The organism is Streptomyces sp. NPDC002537 (assembly GCF_053594975.1).
The window spans coordinates 33,542-54,373 of the sequence record NZ_JBSFWT010000045.1 but is presented as its reverse complement, the minus strand read 5'-3'; the positions used below and the strand labels follow the sequence as shown (position 1 = coordinate 54,373).

Annotated in this window: 20 protein-coding genes; 6 read left to right on the top strand and 14 right to left on the bottom strand. The window is 71.8% G+C overall.

What is annotated here, in order from left to right; all coding sequences use genetic code 11:
• Positions 1 to 17: 17 nt before the first annotated feature.
• On the bottom strand, positions 18 to 350 hold the full coding sequence (locus ACWD4A_RS20890) for an ATP/GTP-binding protein (RefSeq protein ID WP_451195875.1): 333 nt from the start codon (positions 348 to 350) through the stop codon (positions 18 to 20).
• Positions 351 to 555: 205 nt separating this feature from the next.
• Between ACWD4A_RS20890 and ACWD4A_RS20885 the strand changes: the two genes are divergently transcribed.
• Positions 556 to 1,581 (top strand): LLM class flavin-dependent oxidoreductase, encoded by a 1,026-nt coding sequence (locus tag ACWD4A_RS20885; RefSeq protein ID WP_451195873.1) that lies wholly within the window; start codon positions 556 to 558, stop codon positions 1,579 to 1,581.
• Between the two features lie 143 nt (positions 1,582 to 1,724).
• On the opposite strand, the gene ACWD4A_RS20880 is transcribed toward ACWD4A_RS20885, so the two are convergent.
• A complete protein-coding gene (locus tag ACWD4A_RS20880; RefSeq protein ID WP_451195871.1) occupies positions 1,725 to 2,117 on the bottom strand; it encodes an SCO5389 family protein in 393 nt (130 codons plus the stop codon).
• Between the two features lie 210 nt (positions 2,118 to 2,327).
• Here ACWD4A_RS20880 and nucS point away from each other — a divergent pair, with 210 nt between their 5' ends.
• Positions 2,328 to 2,990 carry an endonuclease NucS gene (gene nucS, locus ACWD4A_RS20875; RefSeq protein ID WP_451195869.1) on the top strand — a complete coding sequence of 221 codons (663 nt, stop codon included), beginning with the start codon at positions 2,328 to 2,330 and terminating at the stop codon, positions 2,988 to 2,990.
• A 259-nt stretch (positions 2,991 to 3,249) separates the two neighbouring features.
• Here nucS and ACWD4A_RS20870 read toward each other — a convergent pair whose 3' ends face one another.
• From ACWD4A_RS20870 to ACWD4A_RS20860, 3 genes are all read right to left on the bottom strand, one after another.
• Positions 3,250 to 5,847 (bottom strand): ATP-binding protein, encoded by a 2,598-nt coding sequence (locus ACWD4A_RS20870; RefSeq protein WP_451195867.1) that lies wholly within the window; start codon positions 5,845 to 5,847, stop codon positions 3,250 to 3,252.
• Positions 5,848 to 6,175: 328 nt separating this feature from the next.
• A complete protein-coding gene (locus tag ACWD4A_RS20865) occupies positions 6,176 to 6,499 on the bottom strand; it encodes an STAS domain-containing protein (protein ID WP_116213923.1) in 324 nt (107 codons plus the stop codon).
• A 136-nt stretch (positions 6,500 to 6,635) separates the two neighbouring features.
• Entirely contained in the window at positions 6,636 to 7,484 is an 849-nt protein-coding gene (locus ACWD4A_RS20860) for a 3-hydroxyacyl-CoA dehydrogenase family protein (protein ID WP_451195865.1), read from the bottom strand.
• 257 nt (positions 7,485 to 7,741) lie between these two features.
• Here ACWD4A_RS20860 and ACWD4A_RS20855 point away from each other — a divergent pair, with 257 nt between their 5' ends.
• Positions 7,742 to 8,314 carry a cob(I)yrinic acid a,c-diamide adenosyltransferase gene (locus tag ACWD4A_RS20855; protein WP_451195863.1) on the top strand — a complete coding sequence of 191 codons (573 nt, stop codon included), beginning with the start codon at positions 7,742 to 7,744 and terminating at the stop codon, positions 8,312 to 8,314.
• Here ACWD4A_RS20855 and ACWD4A_RS20850 read toward each other — a convergent pair.
• Positions 8,311 to 8,862, bottom strand: a complete 552-nt coding sequence (locus tag ACWD4A_RS20850; RefSeq protein WP_451195862.1) for a hypothetical protein — start codon at positions 8,860 to 8,862, stop codon at positions 8,311 to 8,313. The two genes, ACWD4A_RS20855 and ACWD4A_RS20850, sit on opposite strands and share 4 nt — an antisense overlap.
• A 158-nt stretch (positions 8,863 to 9,020) precedes the next feature.
• Here ACWD4A_RS20850 and ACWD4A_RS20845 point away from each other — a divergent pair, with 158 nt between their 5' ends.
• The 3 genes from ACWD4A_RS20845 (at position 9,021) to ACWD4A_RS20835 (ending at position 13,752) form a co-directional block, all read left to right on the top strand.
• Entirely contained in the window at positions 9,021 to 10,196 is a 1,176-nt protein-coding gene (locus ACWD4A_RS20845; protein ID WP_451195860.1) for a sensor histidine kinase, read from the top strand.
• Between the two features lie 440 nt (positions 10,197 to 10,636).
• Positions 10,637 to 11,296, top strand: a complete 660-nt coding sequence (locus ACWD4A_RS20840) for a response regulator (RefSeq protein WP_451195893.1) — start codon at positions 10,637 to 10,639, stop codon at positions 11,294 to 11,296.
• A 140-nt stretch (positions 11,297 to 11,436) separates the two neighbouring features.
• Positions 11,437 to 13,752, top strand: coding sequence for a glycosyl hydrolase family 18 protein (locus ACWD4A_RS20835; RefSeq protein ID WP_451195858.1), 2,316 nt, complete (start codon positions 11,437 to 11,439; stop codon positions 13,750 to 13,752).
• A gap of 245 nt (positions 13,753 to 13,997) precedes the next feature.
• On the opposite strand, the gene ACWD4A_RS20830 is transcribed toward ACWD4A_RS20835, so the two are convergent.
• From ACWD4A_RS20830 to atpE, 8 genes are all read right to left on the bottom strand, one after another.
• The gene (locus ACWD4A_RS20830) at positions 13,998 to 14,447 is read right to left on the bottom strand and encodes a DUF2550 domain-containing protein (protein WP_451195857.1); all 450 of its coding nucleotides are present in this window, start codon (positions 14,445 to 14,447) and stop codon (positions 13,998 to 14,000) included.
• 118 nt (positions 14,448 to 14,565) lie between these two features.
• Complete coding sequence (locus ACWD4A_RS20825; protein ID WP_451195856.1) at positions 14,566 to 14,940, bottom strand: F0F1 ATP synthase subunit epsilon; 375 nt, start codon at positions 14,938 to 14,940, stop codon at positions 14,566 to 14,568.
• Positions 14,941 to 15,054: 114 nt separating this feature from the next.
• The gene (atpD, locus tag ACWD4A_RS20820) at positions 15,055 to 16,497 is read right to left on the bottom strand and encodes a F0F1 ATP synthase subunit beta (protein ID WP_451195854.1); all 1,443 of its coding nucleotides are present in this window, start codon (positions 16,495 to 16,497) and stop codon (positions 15,055 to 15,057) included.
• Entirely contained in the window at positions 16,497 to 17,417 is a 921-nt protein-coding gene (locus tag ACWD4A_RS20815) for a F0F1 ATP synthase subunit gamma (protein WP_451195852.1), read from the bottom strand. Before ACWD4A_RS20815 ends, atpD begins: the two co-directional genes overlap by 1 nt.
• A gap of 2 nt (positions 17,418 to 17,419) precedes the next feature.
• Positions 17,420 to 18,994, bottom strand: coding sequence for a F0F1 ATP synthase subunit alpha (gene atpA, locus ACWD4A_RS20810; RefSeq protein ID WP_451195850.1), 1,575 nt, complete (start codon positions 18,992 to 18,994; stop codon positions 17,420 to 17,422).
• A gap of 139 nt (positions 18,995 to 19,133) precedes the next feature.
• Positions 19,134 to 19,949 carry a F0F1 ATP synthase subunit delta gene (locus ACWD4A_RS20805; protein WP_451195848.1) on the bottom strand — a complete coding sequence of 272 codons (816 nt, stop codon included), beginning with the start codon at positions 19,947 to 19,949 and terminating at the stop codon, positions 19,134 to 19,136.
• Entirely contained in the window at positions 19,946 to 20,500 is a 555-nt protein-coding gene (locus ACWD4A_RS20800; protein WP_451195847.1) for a F0F1 ATP synthase subunit B, read from the bottom strand. Before ACWD4A_RS20800 ends, ACWD4A_RS20805 begins: the two co-directional genes overlap by 4 nt.
• 56 nt (positions 20,501 to 20,556) lie before the next feature.
• Positions 20,557 to 20,808: an ATP synthase F0 subunit C gene (gene atpE / locus ACWD4A_RS20795; RefSeq protein ID WP_087926250.1), complete on the bottom strand. Its 252-nt coding sequence runs from the start codon at positions 20,806 to 20,808 to the stop codon at positions 20,557 to 20,559.
• Positions 20,809 to 20,832: the final 24 nt, after the last annotated feature.

Genomic DNA, 20,832 nt, shown 5'->3' with positions numbered 1-20,832 from the left:
GGAAACGACGGCGCGCCTCAGTACCGAGGGGCGTTACGGGACCGCTGGAGCCTCGCGCTCCGGCGGTCCTTCGCGTTCCAGCAGGCCTTGTGCCAGTGGCGGCGGTCCTCGACCCCGGCACCGTAGGTCGGCCAGGCCACCAGGTGCGGCACCCCGGGCGGGATCTCCTGGTCACAGCCGGGGCAGCGGTAGTGCTTGGCGGCCGCGCCGCCGCCGACCGTGCGCACGGCCCACTCCTCGCCCTGCCAGCTCTCGGTGCGCTCCAGGCCATAACGGTCGCCGACGAAGTCGCGCGGGGCGTCGGCTGGCTTGTCTGCGCCGCCTCGCGGGCGGTTTCGGCGCGGGGACACAGGGCACCTCGACAGTCTGGAGAGCTACGGGCCGTAACCAGGTTACGCGTCACCGTCACCGTCTCGGGCAGGCATCCCCCAAGCACCACCCGAGCGTTCTCCGATCATCATGAAAACTTCACGCGCGGCCGTGCCCATGGCACGTGTCCGCCGTTGTTTCCGGTGGGGGATGCCGCGTCGGTCGCCAGCAAGGAGATTGAGAGCGATGCGCGTTGGAGCATTCGTCCTGGCCGCGCAGTTCCCCGGCCAGGGACACGGGGAGGCGCTGCACCGGGCCGTCCGGACGGCCGTGGTCGCCGAGGAGGCCGGACTGGACTCCGTCTGGATCGCGGAGCACCACTTCATTCCGTACGGGGTCTGCCCGTCGGCGGTGACGCTGGCCGGGCTGATGCTGGGGCGCACCCGGCGGATCCGGGTGGGGACGGCGGTGAGCGTGCTGCCCACGACGCACCCCGTGGCCCTGGGCGAACAGGCGGCACTGCTGCACCTCGCCTCCGAGGGCCGGTTCACCCTGGGGGTGGGCCGTGGCGGGCCGTGGGTGGACCTGGAGGTCTTCGGCACCGGCCTCGCGGCGTACGAGGAGGAGTTCCCCGAGTCGCTCGATCTGCTGATGCGGTGGCTGCGCACGCCCCGGGTGGGCGCGGCCGGGCCCCGCTTCCGCTTCCGCGAAGTGCCGGTGGTGCCGCGCCCGGACGATCTGGAGGATCGTTCCGGCCCGCCGGTGCTGCTCGCCTGCACCTCGCCCGCGAGCGTACGGCTGGCGGCCGCGTACGGGCTGCCGATGCTCCTCGGGATGCACAGCACCGACGAGGAGAAGGCGGAGATGGTCGCCCTGTGGCGCAAGTGTGCACTGGAGTCCGGGAGTTCACCGGAGGAGGTGGCGGCGGCCGGGCATGTGTCGGCCGGTGTCGTGCAGGTCGCGGACCGGCGCGAGGAGGCGGCGGAGACCCTGGTCAAAGCCATGCCCGGCTGGTTCCACCACGGGCTCTCCGCCTATGAGACGGTCGACGGGCGGGCGCGGCAGATGCGCGACCCGCTCGCGTACACCCAGCGGCTCTGCGAGCTGCACCCGGTGGGCTCGCCGCGGCTCTGCGCGGACCGCCTCGCGGCCACCGCCGAGCGTACGGGCATCACCCGCTTCGCCCTGCTGACCGAGGGCTCCGGCGATCTCGCCGCCACCGAGGAGAACCTCCGCCGGGTCGGCACCGAGGTGCTGCCGCTGCTCGGCTGACCCGCCGCACCCGTACCGCCCGCGTACGTCCGGCTGTCGCCCGCGCGCCGTCGTTCGGCCCGCCGGAGCTGTCGATCAGCCCCTGGAGCTGCCGCCCCGGCACTGATCGCACCTCCCACGAGCGGAGCGGCAGCACGGATGCCTCAGCAGTCCCGCAGTTCCGGGGACTGGTTCAGCAGCTGGCCCCGGATCGAGGTGAAACGGGCGAGGCGGTCGTCGGCCGCCGGGTCGAGCGGGAAGACCGCCACCCGGTGGCAGTTCTGGAACGCCAGGCGCACCGCGAAGTGCCGCTCCAGCGCACCCCGGATCGCATCACTCGCCAGGGCGCGCAGCAGCTGCCCGCGGGCCTGCTCGTCCGGCGGAGGCGTCTGGTTGTCGGCGAACTCACCGCCGTCGATCTTGAGCCGGGCCACCAGGGAGCTGATCATCTCCCACGCGTAGGGCAGGGAGGTCCGGACGCAGTCGACGAATTCCGCTTCATCGACCTCGCCTCGCTCGGCCTGTGCCAGAAGGGCCGGTGAGACGTCGAGCGACATGGGTTCTCCTCTCGCGACCCCGCGAGCGGGGTCTCAGGGATGGGCGAGCGGACGACGACGCCCGGTGCCCGTACGACGACCGCCCGCTTCAACGGTAATTCGGCCACTGCGGGGGCACCAGGAGAACGCACCGACAACCAGCCAACCGCAGAACGGGTTCTTCAAGGGCGAATCGCGTCAAGGGGCGGGTGTCGAGTAGCGTTGCCCACCATGCGTCTCGTCATTGCCCGTTGCTCCGTGGACTACGCGGGCCGGCTCACCGCCCACCTCCCCTCCGCCCCGCGACTGATCCTGGTCAAGGCGGACGGCAGCGTCTCGATCCACGCGGACGACCGGGCCTACAAACCCCTCAACTGGATGTCCCCGCCGTGCACCCTCAAGGAGGGCGACGACAACATCTGGACGGTGGTCAACAAGGCGGGCGAGAAGCTGATCATCACGATGGAGGAAGTCCTGCACGACTCCTCCCACGAGCTCGGCGTCGACCCCGGCCTCATCAAGGACGGCGTGGAAGCACACCTCCAGGAGCTGCTCGCGGACCGCATCGAGACGCTCGGCGAGGGCTACACCCTGATCCGCCGGGAGTACCCCACGGCGATCGGGCCGGTGGACATCCTCTGCCGGGACGCGGACGGGGCGACCGTGGCCGTGGAGCTGAAGCGGCGCGGCGACATCGACGGCGTCGAGCAGCTCACACGCTACCTGGAGCTGCTCAACCGGGATCCGCATCTGGCTCCCGTCCGGGGGATCTTCGCCGCGCAGGAGATCAAGCCGCAGGCCCGTGTCCTCGCGACCGACCGTGGCATCGGGTGCGTCGTCCTCGACTACGACGCCCTCCGCGGCATCGAGGACGACAAGCTCCGCCTGTTCTGACCGGCAGCGCACGAACAAGGCCCGTCGCACCTGCGGCGGGCCTTTCCCCGTTCCCACCGTCGCCGCCTACGGCGGGGGCGGCCTGCGGCCGCGTCCTCAAACGCCGGACAGGCTGATTGTGCGGGCGTAGTCCGCAGCCTGCGGGCCGCAGGTCAAAGAGCCACGGTCCGCGAAATCCAGCCCGTCCGGCGATTGAGGACAAGCGGCGAAGCCGCTTTGGGGGTCTGGGGCGCAGCCCCAGTTCAGGGAAAGACCCCCGCTACGCCGACGGGCTGCCGCTGCCGCCCCCCACGTCCGACGGACGGTTACCCGTACCGCCCGTACCCCCCGCCGTGCCCGCGGCGGCGGAGGAGTGCCCCGTCCCGCCCCCGGTGGACGGCTGCGACGGCGTCGTGGGCGGTGTCGTGGGCGGATCCGTCGGCGGCTTCGACGGCGACTCCGGCGGCTTCGACGGTGTGGTCGGCACGCCGGGCGACGACGGGGACCGCGACGGCTCCCCCGGCGTCGAGGCGGAGCCCGAGGGGTGGCCGCCGTCGCTCGGGCCCGTGCTCGGCGCGGCGCTGCCCGACGCCCCGGGCGAGGCGTTCCCGGACGCCCCCGGGGACGCCGACTGCCCCGGCTTCCCGGGCTTGCCCGGCACCTCCGCGTGCCCGGCCTCGCCCGGCCGCTGCTGGTCCGCGGTGAGGCCGGGTTCGCCGTCCTGCTGGGAGGCGGAGCGGTCCGGCTTCGGACCGCCGTCGGGGGCGTTCCCGTCGTGGCCGCCGGACGTGGCGCCGAGCGTCACCACCGTGCCGAGCACGGCCGCGAGCAGCGCGCCCGCGCCCGCCGCGGCGAGGTTGCGCCGGGTGCCGTTCACCATCAGCTTTCTCGCCCACTGCTGGCGCGGCTGCGGGCGCTTGATCGCGGCGGTGGTGATCTGGTCCTGGTGCACGGCGGCGGCCGCGGCGAAGGCGGACGGCGGGGTGGCCGACTCCTCGCGGCGCGCGTCCGGGATCTCCTCGCCCGCGGTCGGCCCGGCGGGGCGCGCCGGCGGCCGCGGCGGGGCCGGCACGGCCGTCGGCGCCGGGGTCGGCATGCCCGTGCCCATGCCCATACCTGTCCCCGGCCGTGGCACCGTGGGCCCCTGCGCCGCCGCACCGGAGCGGTCGGCGACCAGGGCGAGGGCGCGACGGCCCGCTATGGCGCCGCGCTTGTCCGCCAGCACCCCGCGCATCCCGATGGACGCCTCCAGCTCGGCGCGGGCCCGGTCCACATTGCCGGTGCACAGGGCGAGGACGCCCAACTCGTGGTGGAAGTACGCCTCTTCGCCGACCTCGCCGGTCCGCCGGGCGGCCGCCTGGCCGTGCCGGAGGCAGCGCTCCCAGGCGCTCCAGTGCAGGGCCGCGGCGAAGGCGGGCGCCGCCGTACGGGCGAGGACCACCGCCGTCTCCGCGTGCCCGGCCTCGGTGCCGCCGGTCAGGGCCGCCGTCGCGGCGAGGACCGCGTCGGCCTCCAGGACGACGCGCTCGGGGGTGACGGACGGGTGCCCGGTCCACCAGGCGTAGTGCTGGGCGGCGGTGTGCGCGAGGTCGGCCGCGTCCCGGCCGTACCCGTCGGCGAGCAGCTCGTCGACGACGCCCGCGGCCAGCCGGTAGTGCGCGCCGGTGACGGTGATCAGCCCGGCCGCGAGCAGCTCGCCGAGGGCGGCGTCCGCGTGGGTGTCGCCGATGAGGGCGGGCAGGTGCGCCTGGTGCGGGACCTCGCCGCCGAGGGCGACGGCGAAGCGCAGGGTGTCGCGGGCGGCCTCGCCGAGCCGGGAGGCGAGCCGGGCCGCGGGGGCCGTCGCCGAGGCGAGGGCGGGCAGCGGGACGTCGGCCGGGGCGCCGGTGCCGGGCTCGGGCGCGGCGCCCTCCGCGGCGACGTACGGCCGCTCGGCGACGACGCCGAACTCGTCGGCCACGGCGGCCTCCGCGCCCGGCGGGTTGTCGCGCTGCCGCAGCAGCGCGCCGGCCTGTACGAAGCGCAGCGGCAGGCCCTCGGTGGCGAACCACAGGTCCGCCGCCCAGTCGGCCTCCTCGTCCGTGAGGGCGCGGCCCACGGCGTGCTCCAGCAGCTCCAGGCAGCCGGTGCGGTCGAGCCCGCCGAGGAAGACCTCTTCGAGGTGCGAGTCGGCGGAGGGCGCGGCGATCTCGGGCGTGGCCGCGAGCAGGAACGCGCACTCGGGGGTGGCGTCGAGGAGCTCGTCGAGCGCGGCACCGCCGAATTCCAGGTCGTCCAGGACGACGACCGCGCCGATCTCGTGGACCAGCGCCAGGAGTTCGGCCCGGTCGGGCCGGTGCAGCGGCGCGTCGTGGACGGCGGCGAACAGCTCGTACAGCAGGTCGGCGGTGGTGCGGTGGTGGCCGCTGAGGCGGACGACGCCGTCGGGGGCGAGGTCCGCGCAGTCGGCGGCCACGGCGTCCAGCAGGGCGCTGCGGCCGGAGCCGGAGGGGCCGGTGAGGCGGACGGAGCGGCCGCGCGACAGCAGGCGCACCAGGCGCTCGCGCTCGTCCTGCCGTTCCAGCAAGGGGAGTTCCGGCCCGGCCGGGCGGGCGGGCGGCGGGGGTGCGGCGGCGCGGTCGCGCTCGGCGCGCTCGGCGGGGCCGTGCTTGCCGGGGGACGCGGGCCGCTGGTGGGGCAGGCAGGGCTCGATCTCGCTGCCGTCGATCGGATTGACGGTCAGGAGGTAGTCGCCCGCGACGAGACGGACGACGCGGGCGGGCGCGGGCCCCTGACCGCCGCTCTCCTGACTCCGTGTCTCCTGCGCCGGGCCGCCCTCGGTGGTGGCGGACTCGTGGGCGCCGTCGCCGAAGTTCTCGGAACGGTTCGTCGGGTCCATGGTGAAAGCCCCCCAAATGCGTGGCGTGCCGTCGTGCCCCGGCCTGTCCGCACTCCCTCGACCTCATGCCGGGTGCCACCCAGCACGGCGCTTCGGGTCCGGTGCCCGCCGTGGGCATGGTTATACGGCCTTATGCGGCGGGAAAACCGAACCTCAGACCTCCGGACAGTATCCATGAATCCGGGGGTGCCCCGCCGCCCGGGGGACGTCACAGTCTCATGAGGATCTCGTGAGCCCGGGGGGAGGAACCGGGCAAACGGCGGAGTGGACCACGAGCGCCCCAGCGGCCCCGGCCGGGAGCGATTTCCGGCAAGGGCCCGACGGGGGGTCACACCCGCGGCAGGGACTCCGCCTCGATGCCGCCCTCGATGGCGAGGATGCGGTGCAGCCGGGTGGCGACGAGCAGCCGCTGCATCCGGTCGGGCACTCCGCGCAGGACCAGCCGGCGGCCGGTGCGGCCGGCGCGGCGGTGGGCGCCCATGATGACGCCCAGCCCCGTCGCGTCCCAGGAGTCCAGCTCGGTGAGGTCGAGCACCAGGTCACCGCGGCCCGCGTCCAGCGCGGAGTGCAGGACCGTACGGGCGTCCGCCGCGCTGCGGACGTCGAGGCGCCCCCCGACGACCAGTTCGGCGTGGTCGCCCCTGATGTGCATATGCGCTCCTGGGAGTGGTGCGTGAGGTGGATGAGGATCTAAAGAACTGACTGCCTCTCACACGACAAGGTTGCCGCTTATTGGCGAACCGATACCTAATTCACCCTTCAGGGTGAATCGGATAGCGGGTGTTCCGTCAGTGCTGGTAGAAGCCCTGGCCGCTCTTGCGGCCGAGGTCCCCGGCGTCGACCATACGGCGCATGATCTCCGGCGGGGCGAACTTCTCGTCCCGGCACTCGGCGTAGATGTTCTCCGTGGCGTGCGTCAGGATGTCGACGCCGGTCAGGTCGGCGGTGGCCAGCGGGCCCATCGCGTGGCCGAAGCCCAGCTTGCAGGCGATGTCGATGTCCTCGGCGGTGGCCACCCCGGCCTCGTAGAGCTTGGCCGCCTCGACGACGAGCGCCGAGATGAGGCGGGTGGTGACGAAGCCCGCGACGTCGCGGTTGACGACGATGCAGGTCTTGCCGACGCCCTCGGCGAACTCCCGTGCCGCGGCGAGCGTTTCGTCGCTGGTCTTGTGGCCGCGCACCAGCTCGCACAGCTGCATCATCGGCACCGGCGAGAAGAAGTGCGTGCCCACGACGCGCTCGGGCCGCCGGGTGGCCGCCGCGATCTTGGTGATCGGGATGGCGGAGGTGTTGGAGGCGAGCACCGTCCCGTCCTTCACCAGCCCGTCCAGGGTGCGGAAGATGTCCCGCTTGGTGTCGACGTCCTCGAAGACGGCCTCGACGACGAAGTCGGCGTCCGCGGCGGCGTCGAGGTCCGTGGTGGTGGTGATCCGCGTGAGCGCCGCCCCGGCGTCGGCCGCGTCGAGCTTCCCCTTCGCGACGAACCTGTCGAACGAGCCCTTGATGCCGTCCGTGCCCCGGCGCAGCGCCTCGTCGGTGACGTCCCGCAGGACGACGTCCCACCCGGCCTGGGCGGAGACCTGGGCGATCCCCGAACCCATCAGTCCGGCACCGATGACGGCGAGCTTCTTGGCCACGGCTGTCCCCTTACTCCCTGTGCATAGAGCTGTGCTGTTCCGTACGCACTCTCCCGGCGGACATTAGCGCCCGTGACGGCGCCTTTGTGCGGTAAGAGATGCGCGTCACGTCCCACATGACGGACATCACACCGAGACGCTCACCAGCCTGACCCCACCGTCCAGTTGGGCCCCTCCAGCCCCAGCCGTCACGGTGACGCCGCCCGTGCGACCCGGGCGGCCGCCCATTCCGGGGGCGAGTGGCTAGGCTCGTACCCATGGTCAATCTGACGCGCATCTACACCCGCACCGGCGACAAGGGCACCACGGCCCTCGGTGACATGAGCCGCACCGTGAAGACCGACACCCGGATCGCCGCCTACGCCGACGCCAACGAGGCCAACGCGGTCATCGGCGTCGCGATCGCGCTCGGACAGCTGCCGCAGGACGTCGTCACCGTGCTGACGCGCGTCCAGAACGACCTCTTCGACGTGGGAGCGGACCTGGCGACCCCGGTCGCCGAGGACCCCAAGTACCCGCCGCTGCGCGTCGAGCAGTCGTACATCGACAAGCTGGAGGCGGACTGCGACCGCTTCCTGGAGGACCTGGAGAAGCTGCGCAGCTTCATCCTCCCCGGCGGCACACCCGGCGCGGCCCTCCTCCACCAGGCGTGCACGGTGGTCCGCCGCGCGGAGCGCTCCACCTGGGCGGCGATGGAACTCCACGCCGACATCATGAACCCGCTGACGGCGACCTACCTCAACCGCCTCTCGGACCTGCTGTTCATTCTGGCCAGGACGGCCAACAAGGAGGTCGGGGACGTGCTGTGGGTGCCCGGCGAGAACCGCTAGTCCGTTTTCCGGTCCTGCTGCGGCTGTTTGGGCCAGATCGTGTAGCTGGCCGCGATCACGAGGTTGACGCCGATCACCAGGAGCATCTTCGTCTGCCAGGCCCGCAGTGAGCTGACGTCGCCCGAGTCGCCGACGTACCAGACCGCCGCCTGCAGCAGTCCCGCCGCGACGGCCGCCGCCAGGCACCAGCGGCCCGCGGCCCGCCACTCGTGGACCGTACGGGCCCGGCCGTACTCCGGCCGCTTGACCGGCGGCGGGCCGCCCGCGAAGCGGTGGGCGAAGCGCTGGTCGGCCCAGCGGATGGTGGAGTGCCCGAGGCCGACCGAGAAGCCGAGGTAGACGGCGGCCAGGCCGTGCTTCCAGTCGGCCTGGGCGCCGTTCCTCAGGTCGACCGCGGTGGCGATCAGCAGGACCAGCTCCAGCACGGGCTCCAGCAGCAGCACCGCGACCCCCGCCCGCGGCTTCCGGGCCAGATAGCGGAGGCTGAGGCCGCCCGCCAGCAGCACCCAGAAGCCGACCTCGCAGACGAGGATCAACGTGACGATCACGGGGTTCTCCCTTCCCTCCCCCTCAGCGTCACCCCCGCTCCGGCCCGTTTCCTCGTCGCGCGGGGCGATCCACGACTGCATCCTTCGATGTAGCGCGGCCGCCCGGAACGGCCCCGCCGGGGACGAACGCACCTGCGGTGACGTGCTGAGATGGACGTATGTCCGCTCCCGACCGTGACGCCGTCCTCATCGCGGCCACCGGGCTGCTCGGCGGCGCCGTGCTGTACGCGCTGGGCCTCAGCAGCGCGCCGGCGCTCCCGGTGCCCAAGCAGCTCGCGCTGGTGGCACTGGCCGTCATGGCCGGTGCCGAGCTGCTGCGCCGCAACGCCCCGCTGACGGGGCTCGCCGTCGGGACGGGCGCGCTGGCGCTCGACGTGTGCTCGGGCAGCCTCGTCGCGAACGTCGTGATGTTCACGGACCTCGTGTACGCGGCGGTGCTGTACGGGCCTCCGGCCGCCTACCGCCGCATCCCGCGCGCCGCCGAACTGCTCACCGTCGTGGGCACGCTGCTGGCCGTCGCGCTCATCCACCGGCCGGAGGCGCTGCTGATCGGCATCGCGCTGGGCATCCTCACCATCGCCCCCGCCTGGACCGGCGTGGGCGTCCGCGTGCACCGGGACGCCGCGCGGGCGGCCCGCCTGGAGGCGGAGCGGACCGCGCTGCTCGCGGAGTTGGACCGCCGGGAGGCGGTGGGCGCGGAGCGCGCCCGGATGGCGCGCGAGCTGCACGACGTGGTCGCCGGGCACCTCTCGGCGATCGCGATCCACTCCACGGCCGCGCTGTCGATCGGCGACCCGAGGGCGTCCTGCGAGGCCCTGGCGGTCATCCGGGAGAACAGCGTGCAGGGCCTCGCCGAGATGCGCCGCCTCATCGGCATCCTGCGGGACGCGGGGTCGGCGGAGGAGCCCGCGGCCGCGCCCCGGCTCGACGGGATCGACGCGCTGCTCGCGCAGGCCCGCACCGCCGCGCCCGGGGACGGCTTCCGCTTCGCACTGCGCGACGAGCGCGGAACGGCCGCGCTGCCCGCGCCCGTTGAGCTGGCCGCGTACCGCATCGTGCAGGAGTCGCTGACCAACACGGTCAAGCACGCGGCCCCGGGCGAGGTCACGGTGCGGCTGGCGGACGAGGACGGCGCGCTGCTGGTCGAGGTGACCAGCACACTCGGCACGGAGCCGGGCCCGCGCGCGCCGGGCGCGGGCGCGGGGCTGGTGGGGATGGGCGAGCGAGTGGCCCTCCTGGAGGGCGAGTTCACGGCGGGCCCGATGGACGGCCCGACGGGAAGGCTATGGCGGGTACGGGCATGCCTGCCCGTCACGGAGGAGACAACACCATGACCGACCCCCGAGCCGCGTCGGACGCGGGCCACGACGGAGACACGACGAACCCGGCGACACCCGGCGGAAGCCCGGCGCGCCCGCACGACGCACCGAGCACGGGCCACGACGGGGGTACGGCCGACCCGGACTGCGGCGGACACACGGCACAGCCACCCACCACGTCGGCCGCGGGCGGCGGAGACACGACAGGCCCGCCCGGCACCGACCTAGGCCACAGCAAAAACCCGACGAACCCGCCCCGAACCGCCCCGGGCCACGGCGGCAGCGGCCCTGCACACCACCCCGGCACCGGTCCGGCCCACGACGGAGACACGACGAACCCGGCGACACCCGGCACCGGCCCGCGGCCCGGCGACGACCACGCGGGGCACGGCCCCGGCACCGGCACCGCCGGGGACACGGCGCCCCCGCCGATCCCGCGCACCCCGCCGGAGGCGATCCGCGTGGTCGTCGCCGAGGATCAGGCCGCCGTGCGGTCCGGGCTCGTGCTCATCCTGCGTTCCGCGCCCGGTGTCGAGGTCGTCGGGGAGGCCGTGGACGGCGAGGAGGCCGTGCGGCTGGCCCGCGCGCTCCGGCCCCACCTGGTGCTGATGGACGTGCAGATGCCGCGCCTGGACGGGGTGTCGGCCACCCGGGCCATCACCGGCGAGCGGCTCGCGGACGTGCTGGTGCTGACCACCTTCGACCTGGACGAGTACGTCTTCGGGGCGCTCCGCGCGGGCGCCGCGGGCTTCCTGCTGAAGGACAGCGAGGCCGCCGACCTGATCGCGGCGGTGCGGACCGTGGCGCGCGGTGAGGGCCTGATCTCCCCCGCGGTCACCCGCAGGCTGATCGCGGAGTTCGCGCGCCCCACGGCACCCGCGCGGCCGGCGAACGCCCCCGACCCACGCATCCTCGAACCGCTCACCCGCCGCGAGCGCGAGGTGCTGGCGTGCCTGGGCGAGGGCCTGTCCAACGCGGACGTCGCGGTACGGCTGAACATGGCGGAGGCGACGGTGAAGACGCATGTCAGCCGTCTTCTGGGCAAGCTGGAGCTGCGCAGCAGGGTGCAAGCGGCCGTACTGGCCCAGGAGTTGGGGCTGGTCCAGACCTCTTGACCGTTGGTACAGACCTTCTTACCCTCCCCACCACAGCCGCCGTATTCATGTCCGAATAGCGCACACCCACCGGGCGGCACAGCTCCCGCAACAGGTTTCGAAGAACGGCCCCCACCCATCGGCCCACTCGAGGAGCTCCCTTGAGCACAGGAACCTTACGTCGCACCAGACACCCCCTCTCCAGAGCCGCCGCGGCCGCGTCCGCGCTGCTCCTCCCGGCCGCCGCGCTCGTCGGCCTGGCCGCCGGCCCCTCCCACGCCGCGCCGTCCCCGAAGGCGGCCGCGGCCACCGCCACCTTCGTCAAGACCTCCGACTGGGGAACCGGCTTCCAGGCGGAGTGGACGGTCAAGAACACCGGCACCACCACCGTCAACGCCTGGACGGTGGAGTGGGACTTCCCCGCCACCACCACGGTCGGCGCCTACTGGGACACCCTGCTGAGCAGCTCGGGCTCGCACTTCACGGCCAAGAACCGGGAGTACAACGGCACCATCGCCCCCGGCGCCAGTGTCACCTTCGGCTTCGTCGCCGCCGGTGACGGCAGCCCCGGCGGCTGCAAGCTCAACGGCGGCCCCTGCGACGGCTCCCCCGTCGACTCCCCGCCGAGCGCCCCGGGCACCCCGGTCTCCACCGGCGTGACGGCCAACAGCATCTCGCTGAGCTGGGCCGCCGCCACGGACGACCACGGCATCAAGAACTACGACGTCTACCGCGGCGACACCGTCGTCGGCACGGTCCCCGGCACCTCGTTCACCGACACCGGGCTGACCGCCGACACGGCCTACACCTACAAGGTCGTGGCCCGGGACACCGCCGGGCAGACCGGCCCCGCCAGCCCGTCCGTCACCCTCCGTACCAGCGGCGGCGGTTCGGACAAGCCGCCGTCCGCGCCCGGCACCCCGCAGGCGACGGCCGTCACGGACACCTCGGTCAGCCTGAAGTGGACCGCGGCCACCGACGACAAGGGCATCAAGAACTACGACGTGTACCGCGGCACAGCGAAGGCCGCCACCGTCGCCAAGCTCGCCTACACGGACACCGGCCTGACCCCGGGCACCAGTTACACCTACACGGTCGTCGCCCGCGACACCGCCGACCGGACGGGCCCCGCGAGCCCGCCGGTGACCGTACGGACCACCGGGGGCGGCGGACAGCCCGCCGGCTACGCCAAGGTCGGCTACTTCGTGCAGTGGGGCATCTACGGACGCGCCTACACCGTGAAGTCCCTGGAGGACTCGGGCGCTGCCGCCCGGCTCACCAACCTCAACTACGCCTTCTCCAATATCGACCCCACCAACCTCACGTGTCTCAATGGCGTGACGAAGGCGACCACGTCCAACCCGCAGGACCCCAACCAGGGCGACGGCGCGGGCGACTCCTGGGCGGACTACGAGAAGGGCTTCGCGGCGGGCGAGTCCGTCGACGGCACCGGCGACACCTGGGACCAGCCGCTGGCGGGCAACTTCAACCAGCTCAAGAAGCTCAAGGCCAAGCACCCCGAGCTGAAGATCAATATCTCGGTGGGCGGCTGGACCTACAGCAAGTACTTCTCGGACGTCGCCAGAACGGACGCCTCCCGGCAGAAGTTCGTGCAGTCCTGCATCGACATGTACATCAAGGGCAACCTGCCGGTCACCAACGGCCGCGGCGGGAACGGCGTTGCCGCCGGGATCTTCGACGGCTTCGACATCGACTGGGAGTGGCCGGGCTCCGACGGCCACGCGGGCAATCACGTCTCCGCGGACGACAAGGCCAACAACACCCTGCTGTTCGCCGAGTTCCGCAAGCAGCTCGACGCGCTGGGCGCGACGACGGGCAAGCACTACCTGCTGACCGCCTTCACCCCGGCCGACCCGGCGAAGATCGCGGCGGGCTGGCAGATCGGCGGCAAGCCCAACGTCTTCGACTACATGGACTTCGCCAACGTCCAGGGCTACGACTTCCACGGCTCCGGCAGCGACAACAGCTGGGAACCCAACCGGACCGGGCACCAGGGCAACCTCTACGCCGACCCCAAGGACCCGTACACCACGAAGTTCAGCGTGGACAAGACCGTCCAGACCTATCTCGACGCGGGCGTCGACCCGCGCAAGGTGCTGCTGGGGCTGGCCTTCTACGGGCGCGGCTGGCAGCAGGTGGCCGACGGCGGCGCGCACGGCACGTGGCAGACGGCGAACGGGGCGGCGCCGGGACAGTTCCCCGAGGAGGCGGGGACACGCGGCTATGCCAACCTGATCGCCTCGGTACCGAATCTGACCGTCTACCACGACGAGCAGGTCGTGGCCACGTACGGCTACACCGGTGACAACGGCCAGTGGTGGACGTTCGACGACGACTGGTCCATCGCGAAGAAAACGGCCTGGCTCCGCCAGAAGGGCCTGGGCGGCGTGATGATCTGGGAGATGTCGGGCGACACCGGCCCGCTGATGACGGCCGTCAGCAGCGGACTGGGCTAGCCACCGGGACTCCGTGTACGACGTCGACCGCGCCCCGTAAGGGGCGCGGGGAACTGCGCGAGCAACCGGCGACGGCCCGCAGACGCACACGGCGCCCGGGCGGCAGCCCGCTGGGCGCGGGGGTCCGGGGCGCAGCCCCCCCCCGGCGGGGTCCGGGGCGCAGCCCCGGTCACAGGGGTAGCTACGCCACGTTGACGCTCCCCCAGCTACCGCTGGGAGGTGCCCCCATTCAGAGAGACACCTTTTTAAGCCACATTGACTCTCTGCCCCGGAGGCGCCGCCTCCAGCCACGCCAGGAAGCCCGTCAGGGCGTCCTCGCTCATCGCCAGTTCGAGGCGGGTCCCCTGATGGAGACAGATGAGAACGACCGCGTCCGAGAGCAGCGCCAGCTCCTCGTCCCCGAACGGCGACCGCCGTTCGAGCACCTCGATGGACGCCCGTTCCAGCACGCGCCGCGGGCGCACCGCGTAGGAGAAGACCCGGAACCACTCGATCCGGTCACTGTTGTAGCGGGCCACGCCATAGACCCAGCCCTTGCCGTCCGGCGCCGGGTCCTTCTCCGGGACGTTCCACCGGAGGCTGCAGTCGAAGGTACCGCCCGACCGCTGGATGAGCCGCCTGCGCAACCCGAAGACGAAGAGCCCGATCAACACCAGCAAGACGACGATGCCGCTCACGAGCAGAGCGAGGACCATCTCCACCGACCTCCTCGCATCATCTAGAGCAACCGCACCTGTATTGCCTCAGCCGCGGACCGCCCTGGAATTGTTCCAGGCGGTCCGCGGCTGAGGGACGTTCTCTGTGGGTCGCGGGCTAGTGAACGCCCGTGACCGCACGCAGCCGGACATCCGCGCGACGCTCGGCGGCCGCGTCGGCCTCCGACTTCGCGCGCTCCAGCGCCCGCTCGGCGCGCTGGACATCGATCTCGTCGGCGAGCTCCGCGATCTCGGCGAGCACCGAGAGCTTGTCGTCCGCGAACGAGATGAACCCGCCGTGCACCGCGGCGACGACATTGCCGTCGGCGGTCTTGATGGTCACCGGGCCGGACTCCAGCACACCGAGCAGCGGCTGGTGGCCGGGCATGACGCCGATGTCACCCGATGTGGTACGCGCGATGACCAGCGTGGCCTCGCCGGACCAGACGCTCCGGTCCGCCGCGACCAGCTCGACGTGCAGCTCAGCAGCCAACGTGGCTCCTCGGGTCTGACACCCGCCGGGGGTCCGGCAGGCGTTGGGTCAAAGGATAGGGGACGTGGCGGCCGGGGGCGGGGGCACCCCACCCCCGGCCGTCGAGCACGGGGCTCAGGAGACGCCGAGCTCCTTGGCGTTCTTCTTGAGGTCCTCGAGACCACCACACATGAAGAAGGCCTGCTCCGGGAAGTGGTCGTACTCACCGTCGCAGATCGCGTTGAACGCGGCGATGGACTCGTCCAGCGGCACGTCCGAACCGTCCACGCCGGTGAACTGCTTCGCCGCGTGGGTGTTCTGCGACAGGAAGCGCTCGACGCGGCGGGCGCGCTGGACGACCAGCTTGTCCTCTTCGCCGAGCTCGTCCATACCGAGGATCGCGATGATGTCCTGGAGGTCCTTGTACTTCTGCAGGATGCCCTTGACGCGCATGGCGGCGTCGTAGTGGTCCTGCGCGATGTAGCGCGGGTCCAGGATGCGGGACGTCGAGTCCAGCGGGTCGACCGCCGGGTAGATGCCCTTCTCCGAGATCGGACGCGACAGCACGGTCGTGGCGTCCAGGTGGGCGAAGGTCGTCGCCGGGGCCGGGTCGGTCAGGTCGTCCGCGGGGACGTAGATCGCCTGCATCGAGGTGATCGAGTGACCACGGGTCGAGGTGATGCGCTCCTGGAGGAGACCCATCTCGTCGGCCAGGTTCGGCTGGTAGCCCACCGCGGAGGGCATACGGCCGAGCAGGGTCGAGACCTCGGAACCGGCCTGCGTGAAGCGGAAGATGTTGTCGATGAAGAACAGCACGTCCTGCTTCTGCACATCGCGGAAGTACTCCGCCATGGTCAGACCGGCCAGGGCCACGCGCAGACGGGTGCCCGGGGGCTCGTCCATCTGGCCGAAGACCAGCGCGGTCTTGTCGAGAACGCCGGCCTCCTCCATCTCGACCATGAGGTCGTTGCCCTCACGGGTGCGCTCACCGACACCGGCGAAGACGGAAACGCCCTCGTGCAGCTTGGCCACACGCATGATCATTTCCTGGATCAGCACGGTCTTGCCGACACCGGCACCACCGAACAGACCGATCTTGCCGCCCTTGACGTACGGGGTCAGCAGGTCGACGACCTTCAGGCCGGTCTCGAACATCTCGGTCTTGGACTCGAGCTGGTCGAAGGCCGGGGCCTTGCGGTGGATCGTCCAGCGCTCGGCGTCGGCGACCGTGGCCGGGTCCTCGTTGAGGACCTCGCCCAGGGTGTTGAACACCTTGCCCTTGGTCACGTCACCGACCGGGACGGTGATGCCCTTGCCCGTGTCGGACACCGGGGCCTGGCGGACCAGACCGTCGGTGGGCTGCATGGAGATGGCGCGGACCAGGCCCTCGCCGAGGTGCTGCGCGACCTCGAGGGTCAGCGTCTTGCGAGCGCCTGCCTCGGCCGGGTCGTCCACCTCGACGTGGAGGGCGTTGTAGATCTCCGGCATCGCGTCGACGGGGAACTCCACGTCGACGACGGGGCCGATGACCCGCGCGACGCGGCCCGTGGCGGCGGCCGTCTCAACAGTGGTCGTCATTAGTTGTCACTCCCCGCGGTCGCGTCGGCGAGAGCACTCGCGCCACCGACGATCTCGCTGATTTCCTGGGTGATGTCGGCCTGTCGGGCCGCATTGGCAAGCCGCTTGAGCGACTTGATGAGATCTTCGGCGTTGTCGGTCGCGGACTTCATCGCACGACGGCGGGCGGCGTGCTCGGAAGCGGCGGCCTGCAGCAGCGCGTTGTAGATCCGGGATTCGACGTACCGCGGCAGCAGCGCGTCGAGCACGCCTTCCGCCGACGGCTCGAAGTCGTACAGCGGAAGGATCCGGCCCGGGGCGGCCTCCGCCTCTGCCGGAGCCTTCTCCAGGCTCATCGGCAGCAGCCGGTTGCCGGCCGGGGTCTGCGTCATCATCGACACGAACTCCGTGAAGACGATGTGGAGCTCGTCCACACCGCCCTCGGCGGTGTCCCGCCGCACGGCCTCGATCAACGGCCCCGCGACGCGCTTGGCGTCGGCGTAGGTGGGGCTGTCGGTGAAGCCGGTCCACGACTCCGCCACCGGGCGCTCCCGGAAGCCGTAGTACGCGACGCCCTTGCGGCCGATGACGTACGTGACGACCTCCTTGCCCTCGGCGCGGAGCCGCTCGGTGAGCCGCTCCGCCTCCTTGATGGCGTTGGAGGAGTAGCCGCCGGCCAGACCGCGGTCGCTCGTGACGAGCAGCACCGCGGCCCGGACCGGGTTCTCCGCCTCGGTGGTCAGGGCGTGCTTGGTGTTGGAGCCGGTGGCAACCGCGGTCACTGCCCGGGTGAGCTCACTGGCGTACGGAGTGGACGCGGCCACCTGGCGCTGTGCCTTGACGATGCGCGAGGCGGCGATCATCTCCATCGCCTTGGTGATCTTCTTGGTCGCGGAGACGGACTTGATCCGCCTCTTGTAGACCCGGATCTGGGCACCCATGCTCAGCCCTCGCCCAGCAGCTTGCCGTCCGAGGTCTCGAACTGCTGCTTGAAGGACGCGATCGCGTCGCCCACGGCCTGCAGCGTGTCGTCGGACATCTTGCCGCCCTCGACGATGCTGGTCATCAGGCCCTTGTGCTCGCGGTGCAGGAAGTCCAGCAGCTCACGCTCGAAGCGGCGGATGTCCGTGACCGGGACGTCGTCCATCTTGCCGGTGGTGCCGGCCCAGATGGAGACGACCTGGTCCTCGGTGGAGTACGGGGCGTACTGCGCCTGCTTCAGCAGCTCGACCATGCGCTTGCCGCGCTCCAGCGAGGCCTTGGAGGCCGCGTCCAGGTCGGAACCGAAGGCGGCGAACGCCTCCAGCTCACGGAACTGGGCGAGGTCCACGCGAAGGCGGCCGGAGACCTGCTTCATGGCCTTGTGCTGGGCGGAGCCACCGACACGGGAGACCGAGATACCGACGTTCAGCGCGGGGCGCTGACCGGCGTTGAACAGGTCCGACTCCAGGAAGCACTGGCCGTCGGTGATGGAGATGACGTTGGTCGGGATGAACGCCGAGACGTCGTTGGCCTTGGTCTCGACGATCGGCAGACCGGTCATGGAACCGGAGCCCATCTCGTCGGAGAGCTTGGCGCAGCGCTCCAGCAGACGCGAGTGCAGGTAGAAGACGTCACCCGGGTACGCCTCGCGGCCCGGCGGGCGGCGCAGCAGCAGGGAGACGGCACGGTAGGCGTCGGCCTGCTTCGACAGGTCGTCGAAGATGATCAGGACGTGCTTGCCCTGGTACATCCAGTGCTGACCGATGGCCGAACCGGTGTACGGGGCCAGGTACTTGAAGCCGGCCGGGTCGGACGCGGGAGCGGCGACGATCGTCGTGTACTCCAGGGCGCCGGCCTCCTCCAGGGCGCCGCGCACGGCGGCGATGGTGGAGCCCTTCTGGCCGATGGCGACGTAGATGCAGCGGACCTGCTTCTTCGGGTCGCCGGTGCGCCAGTTGTCGCGCTGGTTGATGATCGTGTCGACGGCCAGCGCGGTCTTGCCGGTCTGGCGGTCACCGATGATCAGCTGACGCTGGCCACGGCCGACCGGGGTCATCGCGTCGACGGCCTTGTAGCCCGTCTCCATCGGCTCGTGGACCGACTTGCGCTGCATGACCGTGGGGGCCTGCAGTTCGAGGGCGCGACGACCCTCGATGCCGCTGATCTCGCCGAGGCCGTCGATCGGGTTGCCCAGCGGGTCGACGACGCGGCCGAGGTAGCCCTCGCCGACCGCGACGGAGAGCACCTCACCGGTGCGCTGCACCGGCTGGCCCTCCTCGATGCCGCTGAACTCGCCGAGGACGACCGCACCGATCTCGCGCTCCTCGAGGTTGAGGGCGAGACCGAGGGTGCCGTCCTCGAACTTCAGCAGCTCGTTCGCCATGGCCGAGGGAAGGCCCTCGACCTTAGCGATGCCGTCGCCGGCAACGCTGACCGTACCGACCTCCTCGCGCGAGGCCGCGTCCGGCTTGTACGCCTGGACAAAGTTCTCCAGCGCGTCCCGGATCTCCTCCGGCCGGATCGTGAGCTCCGCCATCTGGGTTCCCTGCTCTCCTTGTTGGGCCCGAAGTATTTCTGCTCCGGGGGTGTGGGTCCGCAGCGGTTGCGCTGCGGTCCCCCGGAGGTCACCGTCGGCCCAACTCGGGCCGTCAGTCATGCTCTTGAGTTGGTGGCTGTCAGCCGGCCATCCGCCGGTCCGCCTCGGCGAGGCGGTCCGCGATGCTGCCGTTGATGACCTCGTCGCCGATCCGCACCTGGACGCCGCCGAGGAGCCCGGCGTCGATGTCCATGTTGAGGTGGACCCGGCGCCCGTACATCCTGGCCAGGGCGTCGCCGAGGCGCTGCTTCTGGGCATCGCTCAGCGGCACCGCGGAGGTGACCTCCGCGACCATCCGGTCCCGGCGGTCGGCGGCCAGCTTGGACAGGGCGGTCAGGCCCGCCTCCAGGCTACGGCCACGCGGCTGGGCCACGAGGCGCACCACGAGCCGCTCGGTGACCGGGTTGGCCCGGCCGCCCAGCAGTTCGCGCACCAGCGCGACCTTGGCCGTGCGCACGGCGACCTTGTCGGTCAGCGCGGAGCGCAGCTCGGCGCTGGAGGCGACGATCCGGCCGAAGCGGAACAGCTCGTCCTCGACGTCGTCCAGGACCCCGGCCCGCTCGGCCGCGACGAGGTCGGCACCGGCGGCCAGCTCCTCGGTCGCGTCCACCAGGTCGCGCGAGCGCGACCAGCGGGACCGGACCATGCCCGCCAGCAGGTCGGCGGTCTCGCCGCCGACCTGGCCGCCGATCAGGCGGCGGGCCAGCTCGGCCTTGGCCTCACCGGACTGTGCCGGGTCGGTCAGGACCCGACGCAGCGACACCTCGCGGTCGAGCAGCCCGGTGACGGCGGCCAGCTCCTCGGCGAGCTTCGCCGCGTCCACGGACGTGTTGTCCGCCAGCGCGTCGAGGCGCTCACGTGCGGAGGCGAGTGCCTCCCGGCTCGCGCCGCTCATCGGGTGGCCTCGGCCTTCGTCACGTCGGCCGCCTTGACCTCGAGGTCATCGAGGAAGCGGTCGATGGCACGGCTCTGCCGGGCGTGGTCCGTGAGGGACTCGCCGACGATCCGGCCGGCCAGGTCGGTGGCGAGCTTGCCCACGTCCTGACGGAGCGAGGCCGCGGCGGCCTTGCGGTCGGCCTCGATCTGGGCGTGCCCGGCAGCGATGATCTCGTCGCGCTGACGCTGGCCCTCGGCACGCATCTCGGCGATGGCCGCGACACCGTGCTCCTGCGCCTCCTGGCGCAGCCGAGCGGACTCGTGGCGGGCATCGGCGAGCTGGGCCCGGTAGTCCTCGAGGACCTGCTGGGCCTCGGCCTGGGCGGCCTCCGCCTTCTCCATGCCGCCTTCGATGGCCGCGCGACGCTCCTCCAGCGTCTTGTTGATCATCGGGAGGAGCTTCTTGGCCAGGAAGATGAAGACGATGGCGAAGGCGATCAGGCCGATGACGAGCTCGGGGATCGGCGGGAGAAGGGGGTTCTCCACCTCGCCCTCGGACGCCATATGCATCAGGGCGTCTTTCACATCAATGCCTTCCGTCGAAAACAGTGGTCGTCAGGCTGCGATCAGGCAGACGGGTAGACGAACGGCATGACCAGACCGATCAGGGCGAGCGCCTCACAGAAGGCGAAGCCGAGGATCTGGTTGGCGCGGATCAGGCCGGCGGCCTCGGGCTGACGGGCCAGCGCCTGGGTGCCGTTACCGAAGACGATGCCGACGCCGACGCCGGGGCCGATCGCGGCGAGGCCGTAGCCGATCGAGCCCAGGTTGCCCTTGATCTCGACACCAGCGGCGATGGTCTGGAGAGCAGCAGACATGCTCGTTCTTCCTTCTCTTTCACG